The 15372-nt window shown below is 72.8% G+C and carries 13 protein-coding genes and 1 pseudogene; 7 read left to right on the forward strand and 7 right to left on the reverse strand.

Going from position 1 to position 15372, the window contains the following annotated elements:
• Positions 1-22 precede the first annotated feature (22 nt).
• From araD to AMK31_RS22070, 5 genes and pseudogenes are all read right to left on the reverse strand, one after another.
• Positions 23-1747: an L-arabinonate dehydratase gene (gene araD, locus AMK31_RS22050; protein WP_073942302.1), complete on the reverse strand. Its 1725-nt coding sequence runs from the start codon at positions 1745-1747 to the stop codon at positions 23-25.
• Positions 1744-2652 carry a dihydrodipicolinate synthase family protein gene (locus AMK31_RS22055; RefSeq protein WP_073942303.1) on the reverse strand — a complete coding sequence of 303 codons (909 nt, stop codon included), beginning with the start codon at positions 2650-2652 and terminating at the stop codon, positions 1744-1746. The genes araD and AMK31_RS22055 overlap by 4 nt, the downstream gene beginning before the upstream one ends.
• On the reverse strand, positions 2649-3317 hold the full coding sequence (locus AMK31_RS22060; RefSeq protein WP_073942304.1) for a GntR family transcriptional regulator: 669 nt from the start codon (positions 3315-3317) through the stop codon (positions 2649-2651). The genes AMK31_RS22055 and AMK31_RS22060 overlap by 4 nt, the downstream gene beginning before the upstream one ends.
• 129 nt (positions 3318-3446) lie before the next feature.
• Positions 3447-4234: pseudogene (locus AMK31_RS22065) on the reverse strand (MBL fold metallo-hydrolase).
• Positions 4235-4305: 71 nt separating this feature from the next.
• Positions 4306-4887 carry a TIGR03086 family metal-binding protein gene (locus AMK31_RS22070; RefSeq protein ID WP_073942305.1) on the reverse strand — a complete coding sequence of 194 codons (582 nt, stop codon included), beginning with the start codon at positions 4885-4887 and terminating at the stop codon, positions 4306-4308.
• A 132-nt stretch (positions 4888-5019) separates the two neighbouring features.
• On the opposite strand from AMK31_RS22070, the gene AMK31_RS22075 reads away from it, so the two are divergent.
• The gene (locus AMK31_RS22075; RefSeq protein WP_073942306.1) at positions 5020-6252 is read left to right on the forward strand and encodes an MFS transporter; all 1233 of its coding nucleotides are present in this window, start codon (positions 5020-5022) and stop codon (positions 6250-6252) included.
• Between the two features lie 667 nt (positions 6253-6919).
• Here the strand turns inward: AMK31_RS22075 and AMK31_RS22080 are convergent.
• Positions 6920-8086: a hypothetical protein gene (locus tag AMK31_RS22080; RefSeq protein WP_073942307.1), complete on the reverse strand. Its 1167-nt coding sequence runs from the start codon at positions 8084-8086 to the stop codon at positions 6920-6922.
• Positions 8083-9024, reverse strand: a complete 942-nt coding sequence (locus tag AMK31_RS22085) for a 5-dehydro-4-deoxyglucarate dehydratase (RefSeq protein WP_073942308.1) — start codon at positions 9022-9024, stop codon at positions 8083-8085. The genes AMK31_RS22080 and AMK31_RS22085 overlap by 4 nt, the downstream gene beginning before the upstream one ends.
• A 248-nt stretch (positions 9025-9272) precedes the next feature.
• Here AMK31_RS22085 and AMK31_RS22090 point away from each other — a divergent pair, with 248 nt between their 5' ends.
• The 6 genes from AMK31_RS22090 to AMK31_RS22115 all read left to right on the forward strand — a co-directional run bounded on the left by AMK31_RS22090 (position 9273) and on the right by AMK31_RS22115 (position 15346).
• Positions 9273-10082: an NAD-dependent epimerase/dehydratase family protein gene (locus AMK31_RS22090; protein WP_073942309.1), complete on the forward strand. Its 810-nt coding sequence runs from the start codon at positions 9273-9275 to the stop codon at positions 10080-10082.
• A gap of 301 nt (positions 10083-10383) precedes the next feature.
• On the forward strand, positions 10384-11151 hold the full coding sequence (locus AMK31_RS22095; RefSeq protein WP_073942439.1) for a DeoR/GlpR family DNA-binding transcription regulator: 768 nt from the start codon (positions 10384-10386) through the stop codon (positions 11149-11151).
• A gap of 79 nt (positions 11152-11230) precedes the next feature.
• The gene (locus AMK31_RS22100) at positions 11231-12604 is read left to right on the forward strand and encodes an ABC transporter substrate-binding protein (RefSeq protein ID WP_073942310.1); all 1374 of its coding nucleotides are present in this window, start codon (positions 11231-11233) and stop codon (positions 12602-12604) included.
• Positions 12601-13539, forward strand: coding sequence for a carbohydrate ABC transporter permease (locus tag AMK31_RS22105; protein ID WP_073942311.1), 939 nt, complete (start codon positions 12601-12603; stop codon positions 13537-13539). Before AMK31_RS22100 ends, AMK31_RS22105 begins: the two co-directional genes overlap by 4 nt.
• A complete protein-coding gene (locus tag AMK31_RS22110) occupies positions 13536-14360 on the forward strand; it encodes a carbohydrate ABC transporter permease (protein ID WP_073942312.1) in 825 nt (274 codons plus the stop codon). Before AMK31_RS22105 ends, AMK31_RS22110 begins: the two co-directional genes overlap by 4 nt.
• Positions 14357-15346 (forward strand): zinc-dependent alcohol dehydrogenase family protein, encoded by a 990-nt coding sequence (locus tag AMK31_RS22115; protein WP_073942313.1) that lies wholly within the window; start codon positions 14357-14359, stop codon positions 15344-15346. Before AMK31_RS22110 ends, AMK31_RS22115 begins: the two co-directional genes overlap by 4 nt.
• Positions 15347-15372: the final 26 nt, after the last annotated feature.

Here is a 15372-nt window from a genome sequence, read left to right on the forward strand (position 1 = left end):
AGAGAGACCCGGCCGAGTGCTGCTAGCCCGCGTACGGGTCCTGCACCTTGCCCGGCCGCGCGAGGAACTCGAAGTCGCAGCCGGTGTCCGCCTGGGTGATCTGCTCGTTGTAGAGCGCGCCGTAGCCACGCTCGTAGCGGGTGGGCGGCGGGGTCCACTCGGCGCGGCGCCGGTCCAGCTCCTCGTCGTCCACGTTCAGGTGCAGGGTGCGCGCCTCGACGTCCAGGGTGATCAGGTCGCCGGTGCGCACCAGCGCCAGCGGTCCGCCGACGTACGACTCCGGCGCCACGTGCAGCACGCACGCGCCGTAGCTCGTACCGCTCATCCGGGCGTCGGAGATCCGCACCATGTCCCGCACGCCCTGCTTCAGCAGGTGGTCGGGGATCGGCAGCATGCCGTACTCGGGCATGCCCGGACCGCCCTTGGGGCCGGCGTTGCGCAGCACCAGCACGCTGTCGGCGGTGATCCCCAGCGCCGGGTCGTTGATGGTGCGCTGCATGGTCCTGTAGTCGTCGAAGACGACCGCGGGACCGGTGTGCTTCAGCAGGTGCCGTTCGGCTGCGATGTGCTTGATGACCGCGCCGTCCGGGCAGAGGTTGCCGCGCAGCACCGCGACCCCGCCCTCCTTCGCCACCGGGTTCTCCCGGGGCCGGATGACGTCGTCGTCGTGGACCCGGGCGCTCTCGATCTGCTCCCGCATCGTGTCGTACGACACCGTCGGCCGGTCCAGGTGCAGCAGGTCCGGGATGCGGGAGAGGAAGCCGGGCAGGCCGCCGGCGAAGTGGAAGTCCTCCATGAGGTACTTCTGTCCGCCGGGCCGGACGTTGGCGAGGACCGGGACGGTGCGGGCGATGCGGTCGAAGTCGTCCAGGGTGAGCTTGACGCCCGCGCGGCCGGCCATGGCGATCAGGTGGATCACGGCGTTGGTGGAGCCGCCGAGACCGAGGACGGTGGTCACCGCGTCCTCGAAGGCGTCACGGGTGAGGATGCCGGAGAGCCTGCGGTCCCTGTGGACCAGTTCGACGATGCGCAGGCCCGCCGCGGCGGCCATCCGGTCGTGCCCGGAGTCGACGGCCGGGATGCTGGAGGCCCCCGGCACGGTCACGCCCAGCGCCTCGGCGGCGGCGGTCAGCGTGGACGCCGTGCCCATGGTCATGCAGTGGCCGGGCGAGCGGGCCAGGCCGCTCTCCAGTTCCTGCATCTCGCAGTCGCCGATGAGACCGGCGCGCTTGTCGTCCCAGTACTTCCACATGTCGGTGCCGGAGCCCAGCACCTCGTTGCGCCAGTGACCGGGCAGCATGGGACCGGCCGGGACGAAGACCGCCGGCAGGTCGACGCTCGCGGCACCCATCAGGAGGGCGGGCGTGGACTTGTCGCAGCCGCCCATCAGCACCGCGCCGTCGACCGGGTAGGAGCGCAGCAGCTCCTCGGTCTCCATGGCGAGCATGTTGCGGTAGAGCATGGGGGTCGGCTTCTGGAAGGTCTCGCTGAGGGTGGAGACCGGGAACTCCAGCGGGAAGCCGCCCGCCTGCCAGACGCCCCGCTTGACCGCCTGCGCGCGGTCGCGCAGGTGGACGTGGCAGGGGTTGATGTCCGACCAGGTGTTGAGGATCGCGATGACCGGCTTGCCCAGGTGCTCCTCGGGCAGATAGCCGAGCTGGCGGGTGCGGGCCCGGTGGCTGAACGAGCGCAGTCCGTCGGTGCCGTACCACTGGTGGCTGCGGAGTTCTTCGGGGCGACGGGTCATATGGACCACCCGGCGGCGATCACGGCGACCTCGGAGCGCTCCTGCTCCGGCAGCGGCTTGCTCGGCGGGCGCACCTCGCGACGGCACAGGCCGAGCGAGGCCAGGGCCTCCTTGACGACGGTGACGTTGTTGGCGGAGCCGTTGGCGGCGCGCAGCTCCTCGAAGCGGCGGATCTGCTCCCAGACCTTCATCGCGGCCGGGTAGTCGCCGGCCCGGAGGGCTTCGAGCATGTTCAGCGAGACGGCCGGGGCGACGTTCACCAGGCCCGAGGTGAAACCGGTGGCGCCCGCGGAGAAGTACGACGGGGCGTACGGCTCGGCGAGCCCGGCCACCCACACGAAGCGGTCCAGGCCCGCGTCCCGGGCGAAGGCGGCGAAGCGGGCGGCGTCCGGGACGGCGTACTTGACGCCGATCACGTTCGGGCAGGCGTCGGCCAGTTCGGCGAGCCGGTCGCCGTGCAGCTGCGGGTTGCGGATGTAGGGGACGACGCCCAGCTCGGGCACGGCCTCGGCGATCGCGCGGTGGTAGTCGACCCAGCCGCTCTGCGAGACGTACGGGTGGACGGGCTGGTGCACCATCACCATCTGCGCGCCGTGCTCGCGGGCGTGCCGGGCGCAGGCCACGGCGGTCGGCACGTCGTGGCCGACGCCGACCAGGATCACCGCGCGGTCGCCGGCCTCGTCGATGGTCAGCTCGGTGACGAGCTGCCGCTCCTGGGGCGTCAGGGCGTAGAACTCTCCGGTGTTGCCGTTGGGGGTGAGGGTCCCGACCCCACCGTCGAGCAGACGACGCAGCAGGGCCCGGTGGGTGTCCTGGTCGACGGAGCCGTCCTCGGCGAACGGTGTCACCGGGATCGCGACCACGTCGGCCAGGGCCGCCCGCTGGGTCTCGAACGTCGTTGTCATGCCTGACCGTCCTCTCCCTGGACCTCGCCCTGTACTTCGGGGAAGGCCCGCTCGACGAAGGACGCGATGTGGGCGTGGAGGGCGCGCGCCGCGCCGTCGGCGTCGCCGCCGAGGGCGAGCCGCAGGATCTCGCGGTGCTCACTGGCCTCCCGCTCCCACGAGGGGTCGGCGGCCCAGGCCACGGCCGAGACGAGGGCCGCCTGGTCGCGGACCTCGTCCAGCATCCGGCCGAGCAGCGGGTTGCCGCACGACACGTACAGGGCGCGGTGGAACTCCCGGTTGGCGAGCGACCGTTCGGCGGTGTCCGTGGCGTCGTCCGCCCTGGTCAGCGCGTCCCGGGCGGCGTCCAGGGAGGAGCCGCGGCGCACGGTGCGGCGCAGTGCCTCGGGCTCCAGGAGCAGCCGCACGTCGTAGACCTCGCGCGCCATGTCCGCGTCGACCATGCGCACGGTGACGCCCTTGTACTGGCTCATCACCACCAGCCCGGTCCCGGCCAGGGTCTTCAGCGCCTCGCGGACCGGGGTCTTGGAGACCCCGAACTGCGCGGCCAGCTCGGTCTCGACCAGGGCCTGGCCCGGCGTCAGCTGTCCGGTCAGGATGCGGTGTTTGATCCCTTCCAGCACGAACTGCGTGCGTGAGGGGATCGGCGTGGGCACAGAGGTCATGCGCGCCTCTCGGATATCGCGTATCGCGTCTCATATATGACGTACGAAGTACGACGCGTTGAAGGTAGGAGTGCCCCCGTGTTTCGTCAATGCTTCTGACAAAGGAAGTTGAGGTTGCCGGTTTCGCCGTCAGAGACGCTGGACCGCGCCCTCGCGTGCGGTGGCGGTGGTTCCGCCGAACGCGGCGGCGGCGCGGGCGGTCGCGGCCTCGGGGTGAGCGTGGGCCCGACATGGGTGACGAGCAGCCGTCGCGCGCCGGCCTCACCGGCGGCGGCGCCTGCGTCCTCCGGGGTGAGGTGCACCTGTTCGCCTTCGCGATGCGTGTCGATGTCCGCCTCGCACAGGAACAGGTCGGCGTCGCGGGCGAGTTCCGTGAGCGCGGCGCAGGGGCCGGTGTCCCCGGAGTAGGCGAGGGCGCGCCCGTCCGCCTCGGCGCGCAGCCCGTACGCGGGCACGTCGTGCACGACGGCGCGGGCGGTGAGGAACAGTTCGCCGTGGCGGGCGGTGTGGCCGTCGTACAGGGGGTGGAAGTCGAACACGCCGCTCAGCGAGGCGGGGTCGGGGCGCCCGAGGAACGCGGCGAGGCGGTGGGCACAGCCGGCGGGCGCGTACACCGGGATCGGTGCGGGCGGGGTGAGGCCGCCGTACGCGAGCGCGTAATAGGCGGCTGGGAGATCGGCGATGGGGGCACCGCCCGGTCGAGCGAAGCCGAGACTGGGGGAGGTCGGCGTGGAGGTGGGAGATCCAGATCGCGCTCAGCCGTGCCGGGTCCGTGTGCCGTTGCAACTCCGCGAAGCTGCCTGGGCCGGCGTCCACCCACACCCCGGCGCCCGGGGCGCTCAGCAGGTAGCCGGAGCAGGGGCGGCCGGGGCCGGGTGCGGGGAGGCGGTACCGAGGACGGTGAGCGTGAGAGACATGCGGGGAGGGTACGGTCCGGTGGCCGCAAGCGCTTGCGCTCAGGGGGGTGTTCCCTCGGTCTGTCCGGACCTTAAGGCGTCCAGCCCGGGTCCCGCCCGCTGAGGCCGATCGCCCGGTCGAGCAGCGGAGCCTCGTCCGGGACGGGCACCACCGGGCCGAAGATGCCGTCCCGGACTGGGTCCTCGGCGGCCTCCCCGAGGAAGGCGTGGCAGGCCCGGAGCGCGGCCGGGTCGGGGGTGTAGTCCTGGCCGGTGGCGCGGGCCAGGTCCCAGCCGTGGACGACCAGCTCGTCGACGGCGACCAGACCGGCGACCTCGCCGGGCAGGTCCACTCCCCCGGCGCGGGTCATGCCGGTCCAGGCGGACGGGTCGTCCCACGCGTCGGGCAGTTCGGCGAGCGCCGCGGCCAGCTCCTCGCGCCAGTCGGCTCCGATGTCCGGCAGGGCGCTGTCCGGGGGCGTGTCGGTGGTGGGCCCCAGCTTCTTGCGGCCGGCGTCGCGGAAGGCGACGGCGAGCCCGGTGATGTGGCCGAGCAGATGGCGGACCCGGTACTCGGGGCACGGGGTGGGGGCCGTCAGCAGATCGTCGGGGACGCCTGCGGCGAGGCGGGCCACGATCGCCGCCTGCGGTGCGAGGTCCAGGGTCGGGTTCATGCGCTGCTCCTCAGGGTTCGGTCTCTCGGAGTGTTGACCGGTCCCAGGCCCGGAACTCATCGCCCGGCCGCCCACCGGATACGGCGAATTCCCGATCCCCGCGCGGGGGCCTTAGCACCAGCCTGGCCTGCCATGACGACGAACTGGACAGTGAGCCGCGTCCTTCGTGACCGCGACGCGGCGCTCTCGCTCGCCGCGGTGGTGGTGTCCGGCTTCGGCACGTCGGCGCTGTGGCTGGCGTCCGGCGTGTGGGTGAAGGACCTCACCGGCTCGGACGGGCTGGCCGCGCTGTGCATGGCGGCCATGTGGGCGCCGACCCTGGCGGGGCCCCTGCTGGGCACGCTCGCCGACCGCGTGCCCCGCGCGCCGCTGCTGATCGGCGTCAGTGTGCTGATGGGCGCGCTGCTGCTCACCCTCCTCACCGTGGACGCGCCGGGCGATCTGTGGCTGCTGTTCGTGGTCCTGGCGGTGTACGGCGCGGCGGGCACCGTCCACGACGCGGCCGAGTCGGCGCTGGTCGCGGCCGCCGTCGACGGGCGGCTGCTCGGCGACTTCAACGGGCTGCGGACGACGGCCACGGAGGGCATGAAACTGCTGGCCCCGCCGGCGGGCGCGGGGCTGTACGCGGCGTACGGCGGCTCCGGCGTGGCCGTGCTTGACGCGGTGACGTTCGCCGTGGCGGCGGGGCTGTACGGGCTGCTGCGGGTGCGCGAGGAGCGGCCGGCGCCGCCCGTCGGTGGACGCCGGGCGCGGACGGCCGAGGGCGCGCGGTATCTGTGGTCGCACCCCGGGCTGCGCCCGCTGGTCCTGGCGGGCGGGGCGACGATGCTCGGCGCGGGCCTGAGCGGAGCGCTGCTCTACGCCGTCGTCGACGACCTCGGGCGCTCCCCCGAGTACGCGGGTGTGCTGTACGCCGCGCAGGGCGCGGGCTCGGTCGCCGTCGGGCTGCTCTCGGGGCCCGGGCTGCGCCGGCTGGGCGAGCGGCGTTTCGCGGCGTACGGCATCGCGCTGACGGCCGGGGCGGTGGCGCTGCGGGCGGTGCCGTCCGAGCCGGTGGCGCTGGTGAGCGGCGCGGCGGTCGGCGCGGGCCTGCCGGCGGTGCTGATCGCCACGCTGACCGCTGTGCAGCGCGGCACGCCGGGGCCGCTGCTGGGCCGGGTCACCGCCACCGCGAACACGCTGGTGTTCACACCGAACGTGCTGGGCCTGACGGCCGGAGCGGCCCTGGTCGAGCCCCTGGGACACCGGCCGCTGCTCATCACCGCGGGCGCGGCTCTGACTGCGACGGCGGCCGCACTGCTCCAGCGCGGGCCGGGCCCACTGCCCGCCGAACCGGAGTCACGGTCCGGGGCGGACCTGGCGTGACCGGAGCGGGGGCGGGGCCGCGGAAGACCCCTAGCGGGAATGCCACCGGCGAGCACCGCGCGAAGCGAGCCACCGTCCGAGGCGGACCCGGCGTGACCCGAGCGGGGTCGGCGCTGCGGAAGACCCGGAGCGGGAATGCCACCGGCGAGCACCGCGCGAAGCGAGCCACCGTCCGAGGCGGATCCGGCGTGACCCGAGCGGGGTCGGCGCTGCGGAAGACCCGGAGCGGGAATGCCACCGGCGAGCACCGCGCCGAAGCAAACCACCGTTCCAGGCGGACCCGGCGCGACAGGACCGCACCCCGTCCGCCCCAGCCCCCGAGCGGGCATGCCACCCGCGAGCACCGCGCCGAACCGAAACCCCCGCCGAAGCAGACCCGGCCTGACCCGACCGCAACCCCGTCCGCCGCAGCCCACGAGCAGGCATGCCACCCGCGAGCACCCCGCCGAACCGAAACCCCCGCCGAAGCAGACCCGGCCTGACCCCACCGCGATCGCCCCGGAAAACCCCGAGCAGGAACCCCAGCGGCGAGCACCCCGCCCAACCGAAACCACTACCCGAGACGGACCCGGCCTGACCCGACGCACCCCGTCCGCCCCAGGCCCCCGAGCCGAGAAGCCGCCGGTGCCGGACTGCCCGTGCCGGGACAGCACCGCACCCGGAGTCCTCAGAGCCCCGCCAGCGCCCCCCGCACAGCCTCCAGGTCGCCGTCCGACGCCAGCCCCGCGTGGTACAGGCGGAGTTCGGTCGCGCCGAGGTCGCGGGCGCGGGTGGCGTCCTCGGTGAGGGTGCCGGGGCTGCCGCCCATCCCCGAGACGACGGTGAGGTTCGCGGCGAGGACGGTTTCCTCGTGCGCGTGCTCCGCGAACGGGGCGAGAAGGCCCGCGCCGCCCGTGCAGGGGACGACCACGCCGTCGGCGACGGAGAGGACGTGCGCGGGGTCGACGCCCGCGTTGGCGCCGCAGTGGTAGGAGACCGGGTCGGCGTGCAGCAGGATCCGGAAGCCGGCGGGGGCCTCCGCGCGGACCGCCGCGACGGCCGCCTCCTGGAGGGTGCGGGCGGTACCGTCGCGCCACGCGCGCGTGGCGGCCGCGGTGGTGTCGCCGAGCATTTTCTCCACCGCCGCCCAGCCCCCGTCGGAGGGCGCCCCCCGCCACAGCGGCTCCAGCGCGGTGCGTACGGCGGCGGCCAGCTCGTCGGCGTCCAGGCCGTGCCCGGCGTATCCCGCGCGGCAGTCCGCGCAGAAGCACAGGGACATCAGGTACTGGCCGGCGTCGCCGAGGCCGACCCCGCCGGTCTTGTCGTGGGCGTGCAGATGGGCGAGGCCGTACCAGCCCAGGGACTCCAGCTCGGCGCCCCGCGCCCCGGGCCGTACCGCCGCCTCGGCGGCCAGGTCGACGAGGTACGCGCGCGTGGCGGGCTGCGCGATGCACGGCGCCCAGGGGTAGCGGTCGCCGTAGGCGTTGACGACGGAGGTGTCCGGGTGCTCGGCGCCGAGGCGGGAGTTGTGGGCGAGCACGACCCAGCTGTGCGTCTCCAGGCCGGCCTCGGCGAGCGCGGCGGCGGCCTCGCCGTACGCGTCGGCCTCGGGCGCCCAGGCGCCGGCCGGGTAGGGGCGCAGGGTGCGGTGCGCCCAGCGGGGGCCGAGCGGGTAGAGCACGGCGGCGTGTTCGGCGGTGACGATGCGGTGGCGGGGGTGGCGGGGGGTCAGCGCCCGCGTGGAGTGGTAGGCGGAGGCGAGCGTCACCTGGCGTATGCCGAGGCCCGCCAGCCGGGCCGGGGCCTGGGGGTCTCCGTTGACGTCCCAGGGGTAGACGAATGCCGACGCCTTCACTTGGTCTCCTCCAGCAGCGCGTACCCACGCTCGATCAGCTGAGCGAGCTGCTTGACATGATCGTCACTCGGCTCGTGCAGCGGGGGCCGGACCTCTCCCACGTCCAGCCCGCGCAGCCGTACGCCCGCCTTGACCAGGGCGACGGCGTACCCGCGGCCCTGGGCGCGCAGTTCGACGAAGGGCCGGTAGAAGCCGTCGAGCAGGCGGTGCGCGGTGGTGTCGTCGCCGGTGCGCAGCGCCCGGTGGAAGGCGAGGGCGATCTCGGGCACGAAGCAGAACACGGCGGAGGAGTACAGGGTGACGCCGATGGCCCGGTAGGCGAGCTGGGTCTGTTCGGCGGTCGGCAGGCCGTTGAAGTAGAGGAAGTCGCCGGGGGCCTCGGTGCGTACGGCGCTGACGATCCGCTGCATGAGGTCGAGGTCGCCGAGGCCGTCCTTGAGGCCGACGATGCCTTCGGTGCGGGCCAGGCCGACGACCGTCTCGGGGGTGAAGACCGCGTTGTCGCGCTGGTAGACGATGACGGGTAGCCCGGTCGCCGCCGCGATCTCCCGGTAGTGCCGCAGCAGTCCCTCCTGTCCGGCGACGACGAGGTAGGGCGGCATCGCGAGCAGCCCGTCGGCGCCGGCCTCCTCGGCGAGCCGCGCGTACCGCACGGCGAGCGCGGTGCCGTAGCCCGCTCCGGCGACGACGGGCACCCGCCCGGCGGTCTCCTCGACCGCCGCGCGTACGCACACCTCGAACTCCTCGGGGGTGAGCGCGTGGAACTCCCCGGTGCCGCAGCACGCGAAGACCGCCGCGGCGCCGGCCTCGACCCCGCGCCGCACATGGGCGCGGTAGGCGTCGAGGTCGACGGCGCCGTCCGGGCCGTAGGCGGTGACGGGGAAGAACAGCGGCCCGCTGGGGACGGTGAGGCGAGCGGCGAGAGGGGCTGTCGTCACGGGCTCTCCCGGGGATCCATGAGGTCCATATGCTTGATCTGCGTCTACATTTCTGAACTCGCCCACGCTAAGCCGCCCCCAGGAGGCGGGTCAAGCGTGCCAACCCCCGACACACCAGCGGATTTCACGGTTCCACGGGACACTTGACGGGCGGTGCGCACCCTCTTAGCGTGTCCACGAATATGAATGCCGTACGTGAATGTGCACGCAGCGCGTGGGTACGGCCGGCGATGCAAGGAGATCCGAGGATGCCCGCTCCCCGCACCGTTCTGCTCACCGGCGCCGCCGGCGGCCTCGGCACCCTGATGCGGGACCTGCTCCCGGACTACGGCTACCAGCTGCGCCTGCTCGACCTGCGCCCCGTCGAGGGCGCGCCGGACGCGATCGTCGCCGACCTCGCCGACAAGGACGCGGTCCGGGAGGCCGTACGGGGCGTCGACGCGATCATCCACCTCGCGGGCATCTCCCTGGAAGCCCCCTTCGAGAAGATCCTCAAGGCGAACATCGAGGGCACCTACAACCTGTACGAGGCCGCCCGCGAGGAGGGCGTCCGGCGGATCGTCTTCGCCTCCTCCAACCACGCGGTCGGCTACACCCCCCGCCCGCAGGGCGACGACCCGCTGATCCCGGTCGAGACCCCGCGCCGCCCGGACACCTTCTACGGCCTGTCCAAGTCCTTCGGCGAGGACCTCGCGCAGTTCTACTGGGACAAGCACGGCCTGGAGACCGTCTCGGTGCGCATCGGCTCCTGCTTCCCCGAGCCGACCAGCGTGCGGATGCTCTCGGTGTGGATGAGCCCGGCCGACGGCGCCCGCCTCCTGCACGCGGCACTGACCGCCGAGGAGGTCGGCCACACCGTCGTCTACGGCTCCTCCGCCAACACCCGGCTGTGGTGGGACCTGTCCACCGCGCGGGCCATCGGTTACGAGCCTCAGGACGACTCCGAGCCCTACGCCGAGAAGCTGATCGCCGAACAGGGCGAGCTGGACCCGGCCAACCCGGCGCACGCCTGCCTGGGCGGCCACTTCGTGACCGAGCCGCCGACCTGGCCGTACTGACCGGAAAACACCGGCGGAGCGGGCGGGCGGGCCGGAAACGGGCCCGCCCGCTCGGTCATTCGGGCACGGACCGGGCCCGGCCGGGCAACCCGCCCCAGAGCCCCGGGACCCGCGCGACCAGCCACGACGCTCCCGCACACAACTCTCACGGCGCCGCCCGGACCCAAGACCGAACGGGCACACACGGGCAGCATCACCCTCGTAACAGGCCTGGCCAGCGTCCCGCACCGGCTGTAGAACTTCCCCCATGGGCCACAGCGGGCCCGAACGGGCACTACGGCAGGAAGGGCGGGTGACGGCCATGCACAGAACCGCGGAGGAACGCCAGCGCGAGATCGTACGCGCGGCCCGCGCCGGCGGTTCCGTGGACGTCAACGCGCTCGCCGCCGAGCTGGGCGTGGCCAAGGAGACCGTCCGGCGGGACCTGCGGGTCCTGGAGGACCACGGCCTGGTGCGGCGCACGCACGGCGGGGCCTACCCCGTGGAGAGCGCCGGGTTCGAGACGACGCTCTCCTTCCGCGCCACCAGCCACGTCCCCGAGAAGCGCCGGATCGCGGCCGCCGCGGCCGAGCTGCTGGGGGACGCCGAGACGGTCTTCGTCGACGAGGGCTTCACCCCGCAGCTCATCGCCGAGGCGCTGCCCCGCGACCGGCCGCTGACCGTGGTCACCGCGTCCCTGCCGGTCGCGGGCGCGCTCGCCGGGGCGGACCACGTCTCGGTGCTGCTGCTCGGCGGCCGGGTCCGCCCGGGCACCCTCGCCACCGTCGACCACTGGACGACGAAGATGCTGGCCGGCTTCGTCGTCGACCTCGCCTACATCGGCGCCAACGGCATCTCGCGCGAGCACGGTCTGACCACCCCCGACCCCGCGGTCGGCGAGGTCAAGGCGCAGGCGGTGCGGGCCGCGCGGCGCACCGTCTTCGCCGGGGTGCACAGCAAGTTCGGCGCGGTGAGCTTCTGCCGGTTCGCCGAGGTCGGCTCGCTGGAGGCGATCGTGACGAGCACGCTGCTGCCGTCGGCGGAGGCCCACCGCTACTCGCTGCTGGGCCCCCAGGTCATCCGCGTCTGAAAATCCAACCCACTCCCCATACAGGGCACCCCCATGCCCAACAGCACCCCTTATCTCCCCATACGTCCAGGAGCGATCCATGCGAACCCAGAGCCGACGACGGCCTCCGCGAGCGACACTCGCCACGGCCGTCGCAGGGACGCTGCTCGCCCCGCTGCTCTCCGGCTGCTGGGTCGGAGCGGGCGGGGCCGGATCCGGCGGCGACGCCATCAACGTCCTGATGGTCAACAACCCGCAGATGGTGGAGCTGCAGAAGCTCACCGCCGCGCATTTCACCCGGGAGACCGGCATCGAGGTCAACTTCACCGTCCTGCCGGAGAACGACGTCCGCGACAAGATCAGCCAGGACTTCGCCAATCAGGCCGGCCAGTACGACGTCGCCACCCTCTCCAACTACGAGATACCGATCTACGCCCGCAACGGCTGGCTCAAGGAGATGGACTCCTACGTCGCGAAGGACCCCGCGTACGACGAGCAGGACGTCCTCAAGCCGATGCGCCAGTCCCTCACCGGCGACGACGGCAAGCTGTACGGCCAGCCCTTCTACGGCGAGTCGTCGTTCCTCATGTACCGCAAGGACGTGTTCGCCCGCGAGGGCCTGACCATGCCCGAGCGCCCCACCTGGCGGCAGGTGGCCGGCCTCGCCGCCCGCGTCGACGGCGCCGAGGACGGCATGAAGGGCATCTGCCTGCGCGGACTGCCCGGCTGGGGCGAGGTGATGGCCCCGCTGACGACGGTCGTCAACACCTTCGGCGGCACCTGGTTCGACCAGGACTGGAAGGCGCGCCTGGACTCTCCCGAGTTCGAGAAGGCGACGAAGTTCTATGTCGACCTGGTCCGTGAGCACGGCGAGTCCGGTGCGGCCCAGTCCGGCTTCGCCGAATGCCTGAACAACATGACCCAGGGCAACGTCGCCATGTGGTACGACGCCACCTCCGCGGCCGGCTTGCTGGAGGCGGCGGACTCCCCGGTCAAGGGCAAGGTCGGCTACGCCCCCGCCCCCGTCGAGAAGACGGACTCCTCCGGCTGGCTCTACACCTGGGCCTGGGGCATCCAGGACGCCTCCCGCAACCCCGACAAGGCGTGGAAGTTCGTCTCCTGGGCGTCGAGCAAGGAGTACGAGGAGCTGGTCGGCGAGGAGTCCGGCTGGTCGAACGTCCCGGCCGGCAAGCGGGCGTCGACGTACGACCACCCCGCCTACCGCGCGGAGGCCGCCGCCTTCCAGGAGATGACCCGCGCGGCCATCGAGGGCGCCCGCCCCGACGACCCCGGCGTCCAGCCGCGCCCCGCGCCCGGCATCCAGTTCGTCGGCATCCCCGAGTTCACCGATCTCGGCACGCAGGTCTCCCAGGAGATCAGCGCGGCCATCGCCGGACGCCAGTCCGTCGAGACGGCCCTGAGGAAGTCCCAGCAACTCGCCGAGCGCATCTCCGAGGAGTACGAGGGACGATGACCGCGACGACGACGGCCCCCGTGGCCACCAGCCCCGTACGCACCGCCGGCGCGCCGAAGGCCCGGCTGCGCGCCTGGGCGACCCGCGCCCCGCTGCTGCCCGCCCTGGTCTTCATGATCGTGGTGACCCAGCTGCCCTTCGTGGCGACGCTGGTCATCTCCTTCTTCGACTGGAACGCGCTCTATCCCGACGCCCGCCGCTTCACCGGCGTCGACAACTACCGCCAGGTGCTCACCGACGCCGACCTGCGCCACTCGGTGGGCACGACGATCCTGCTCACGGCCACGGTGGTGCTGGTCAGCCTGGTCCTGGGCCTGGTCCTCGCGCTGCTGCTCGACCGCCGCTTCAAGGGCCGGGGCGCGGTCCGCACCCTGCTGATCGCCCCGTTCCTCGTGGTCCCGGTCGCGGCCGCGCTGCTGTGGAAGCACGTCCTGTACAACCCCGAGTACGGCCTGCTGAACGGCCTGCTGAGCTACGTCGGCGGCCCCCAGCCGGACTGGGTCTCCAGCACCCCGCTGCTCGCCGTCGAGGCGTCCCTGGTCTGGCAGTGGACCCCGTTCATGATGCTCATCCTGCTGGCCGGGCTGCAGAGCCGCGACCCGCAGCAGATCGAGGCCGCGCGGGTGGACGGCGCGAGCGACTGGCAGATCTTCCGCCATCTGACCCTGCCCCATCTGCGCCGCTATCTGGAACTCGGCGCCCTGCTCGGCTCGATCTACATCGTCCAGAACTTCGACGCCGTCTTCACGATCACCTCCGGCGGCCTGGGCACCGCGAACCTGCCCTACACCGTCTACCAGAGCTTCTACCAGGCCCACGAGAACGGCCTCGCCTCGGCCGCGGGCGTGCTGGTGGTCATCGGTTCGATCGTCATCGCGACCTTCGCGCTGCGGGTCGTGTCGTCCCTCTTCCGCGAGGAGGTGTCCCGCGCGTGAACGCCGTGCGCCGCACCGGGCCCGGCCTGCTGGCCTGGCTCGCCGGGATCGTGTTCTTCCTGCCCATCGCCTGGATGGCGCTGACGTCCTTCCACTCGGAGGCGGACGCGGCGACCAACCCGCCCTCCTTCACCGCCGCCCTCACCCTGGACGGCTACCGCGAGTTCTTCGGCCTCTCCGGCGGGGCGAGCCCCTGGCCCGCGCTGATCAACTCGACGGTGGCCTCGGTGGCGTCCACCCTGCTCGTCCTGCTACTCGCCCTCCCGGCGGCGTACGCGCTGTCGGTCAACCGCGTCCGCAAGTGGACGGACGTCCTGTTCTTCTTCCTGTCCACCAAGATGCTGCCGGTGGTGGCGGGCCTGCTCCCGATCTACCTGTTCGCCAGGAACGCGGACCTGCTGGACAACATCTGGCTGCTGGTCGTCCTCTACACCTCGATGAACCTGCCGATCGCGGTCTGGATGATGCAGTCCTTCCTCGCCGAGGTACCGGTGGCCGTGATCGAGGCGGCCCGGGTGGACGGCGCGCGCCTGCCGGTGATCCTCGCGCGGGTGATCGGGCCGATCGCGCTGCCCGGCATCGCGGCGACCGCCCTGATCTGCTTCATCTTCAGCTGGAACGAGCTGCTGTTCGCCCGGGTGCTGACCGGCGTCGTCGCCGAGACCGCCCCCGTCTTCCTGACCGGCTTCATCACCAGCCAGGGCCTGTTCCTGGCGAAGGTGTGCGCCGCGTCGCTCGTCATCTCCCTGCCGGTGCTCGCCGCGGGGTTCGCCGCCCAGGACAAGCTGGTCCAGGGCCTGTCGTTGGGAGCCGTGAAATGAAGGCCGCCGTCATCGAGTCCGTGGGCCGGGCCGTCGTCACCGAGGTCCCGGACCCGACGCCGGGCCCGCGCGAGGTCGTCGTCGAGGTCGCCGCCTGCGGTCTGTGCGGCACCGACCTGCACATCCTGCAGGGCGAGTTCGCGCCCAAGCTGCCCATCGTGCCGGGCCACGAGTTCGCCGGCGAGGTGGTCGGGGTGGGCACCCAGGTCACCGAGGTGTCGGTCGGCGACCGGGTGGCGGTCGACCCGTCCCTGTACTGCCACGAGTGCCGCTACTGCCGTACCGGCCACAACAACCTGTGCGAACGCTGGGCGGCGATCGGCGTGACCACGGCGGGCGGGGCGGCGAAGTACGCCGTGGCCCCGGTGGCGAACTGCGTACGGCTCCCGGACCACATCCGCACCCAGGACGCCGCCCTGATCGAGCCCCTGTCCTGCGCGGTCCGCGGCTACGACGTGCTGCGCGCCCGCCTCGGCGCCCACGTCCTGATCTACGGCTCGGGCACGATGGGCCTGATGATGCTGGAGCTGGCCAAGCGGACCGGCGCGGCGAGCGTGGACATGGTGGACGTGAACCCGGCCCGGCTGGAGACGGCACGCCGGCTGGGCGTCTCGGCGTCCGCCGCGAACGCGGACGAACTGGACCGCCCGCAGGGCTGGGACGTGGTGGTGGACGCGACGGGCAACGCGGCCGCGATCCAGGACGGCCTGGACCGGGTGGCGAAGGCGGGCACGTTCCTGCAGTTCGGCGTGGCGGACTACGCGACCCGGGTCACGATCGACCCGTACCGCATCTACAACCAGGAGATCACCATCACCGGTTCGATGGCGGTCCTGCACAGCTTCGAGCGGGCGGCGGAACTGTTCGCGGGCGGCGTCCTGGACCCGGAGATCTTCATCAGCGACCGCGTCCCGCTGGACCGCTACCCGCAGGCGCTGGAGCAGTTCGCGTCGGGTGTGGGGCGCAAGATCGTGGTGGTGCCGTAGGACAGGCCGGACACCGGGGAACGCCG

Origin of the sequence: Streptomyces sp. TSRI0107 (genome assembly GCF_001905845.1) — a bacterium.
Taxonomy (GTDB): Bacteria; Actinomycetota; Actinomycetes; order Streptomycetales; family Streptomycetaceae; genus Streptomyces.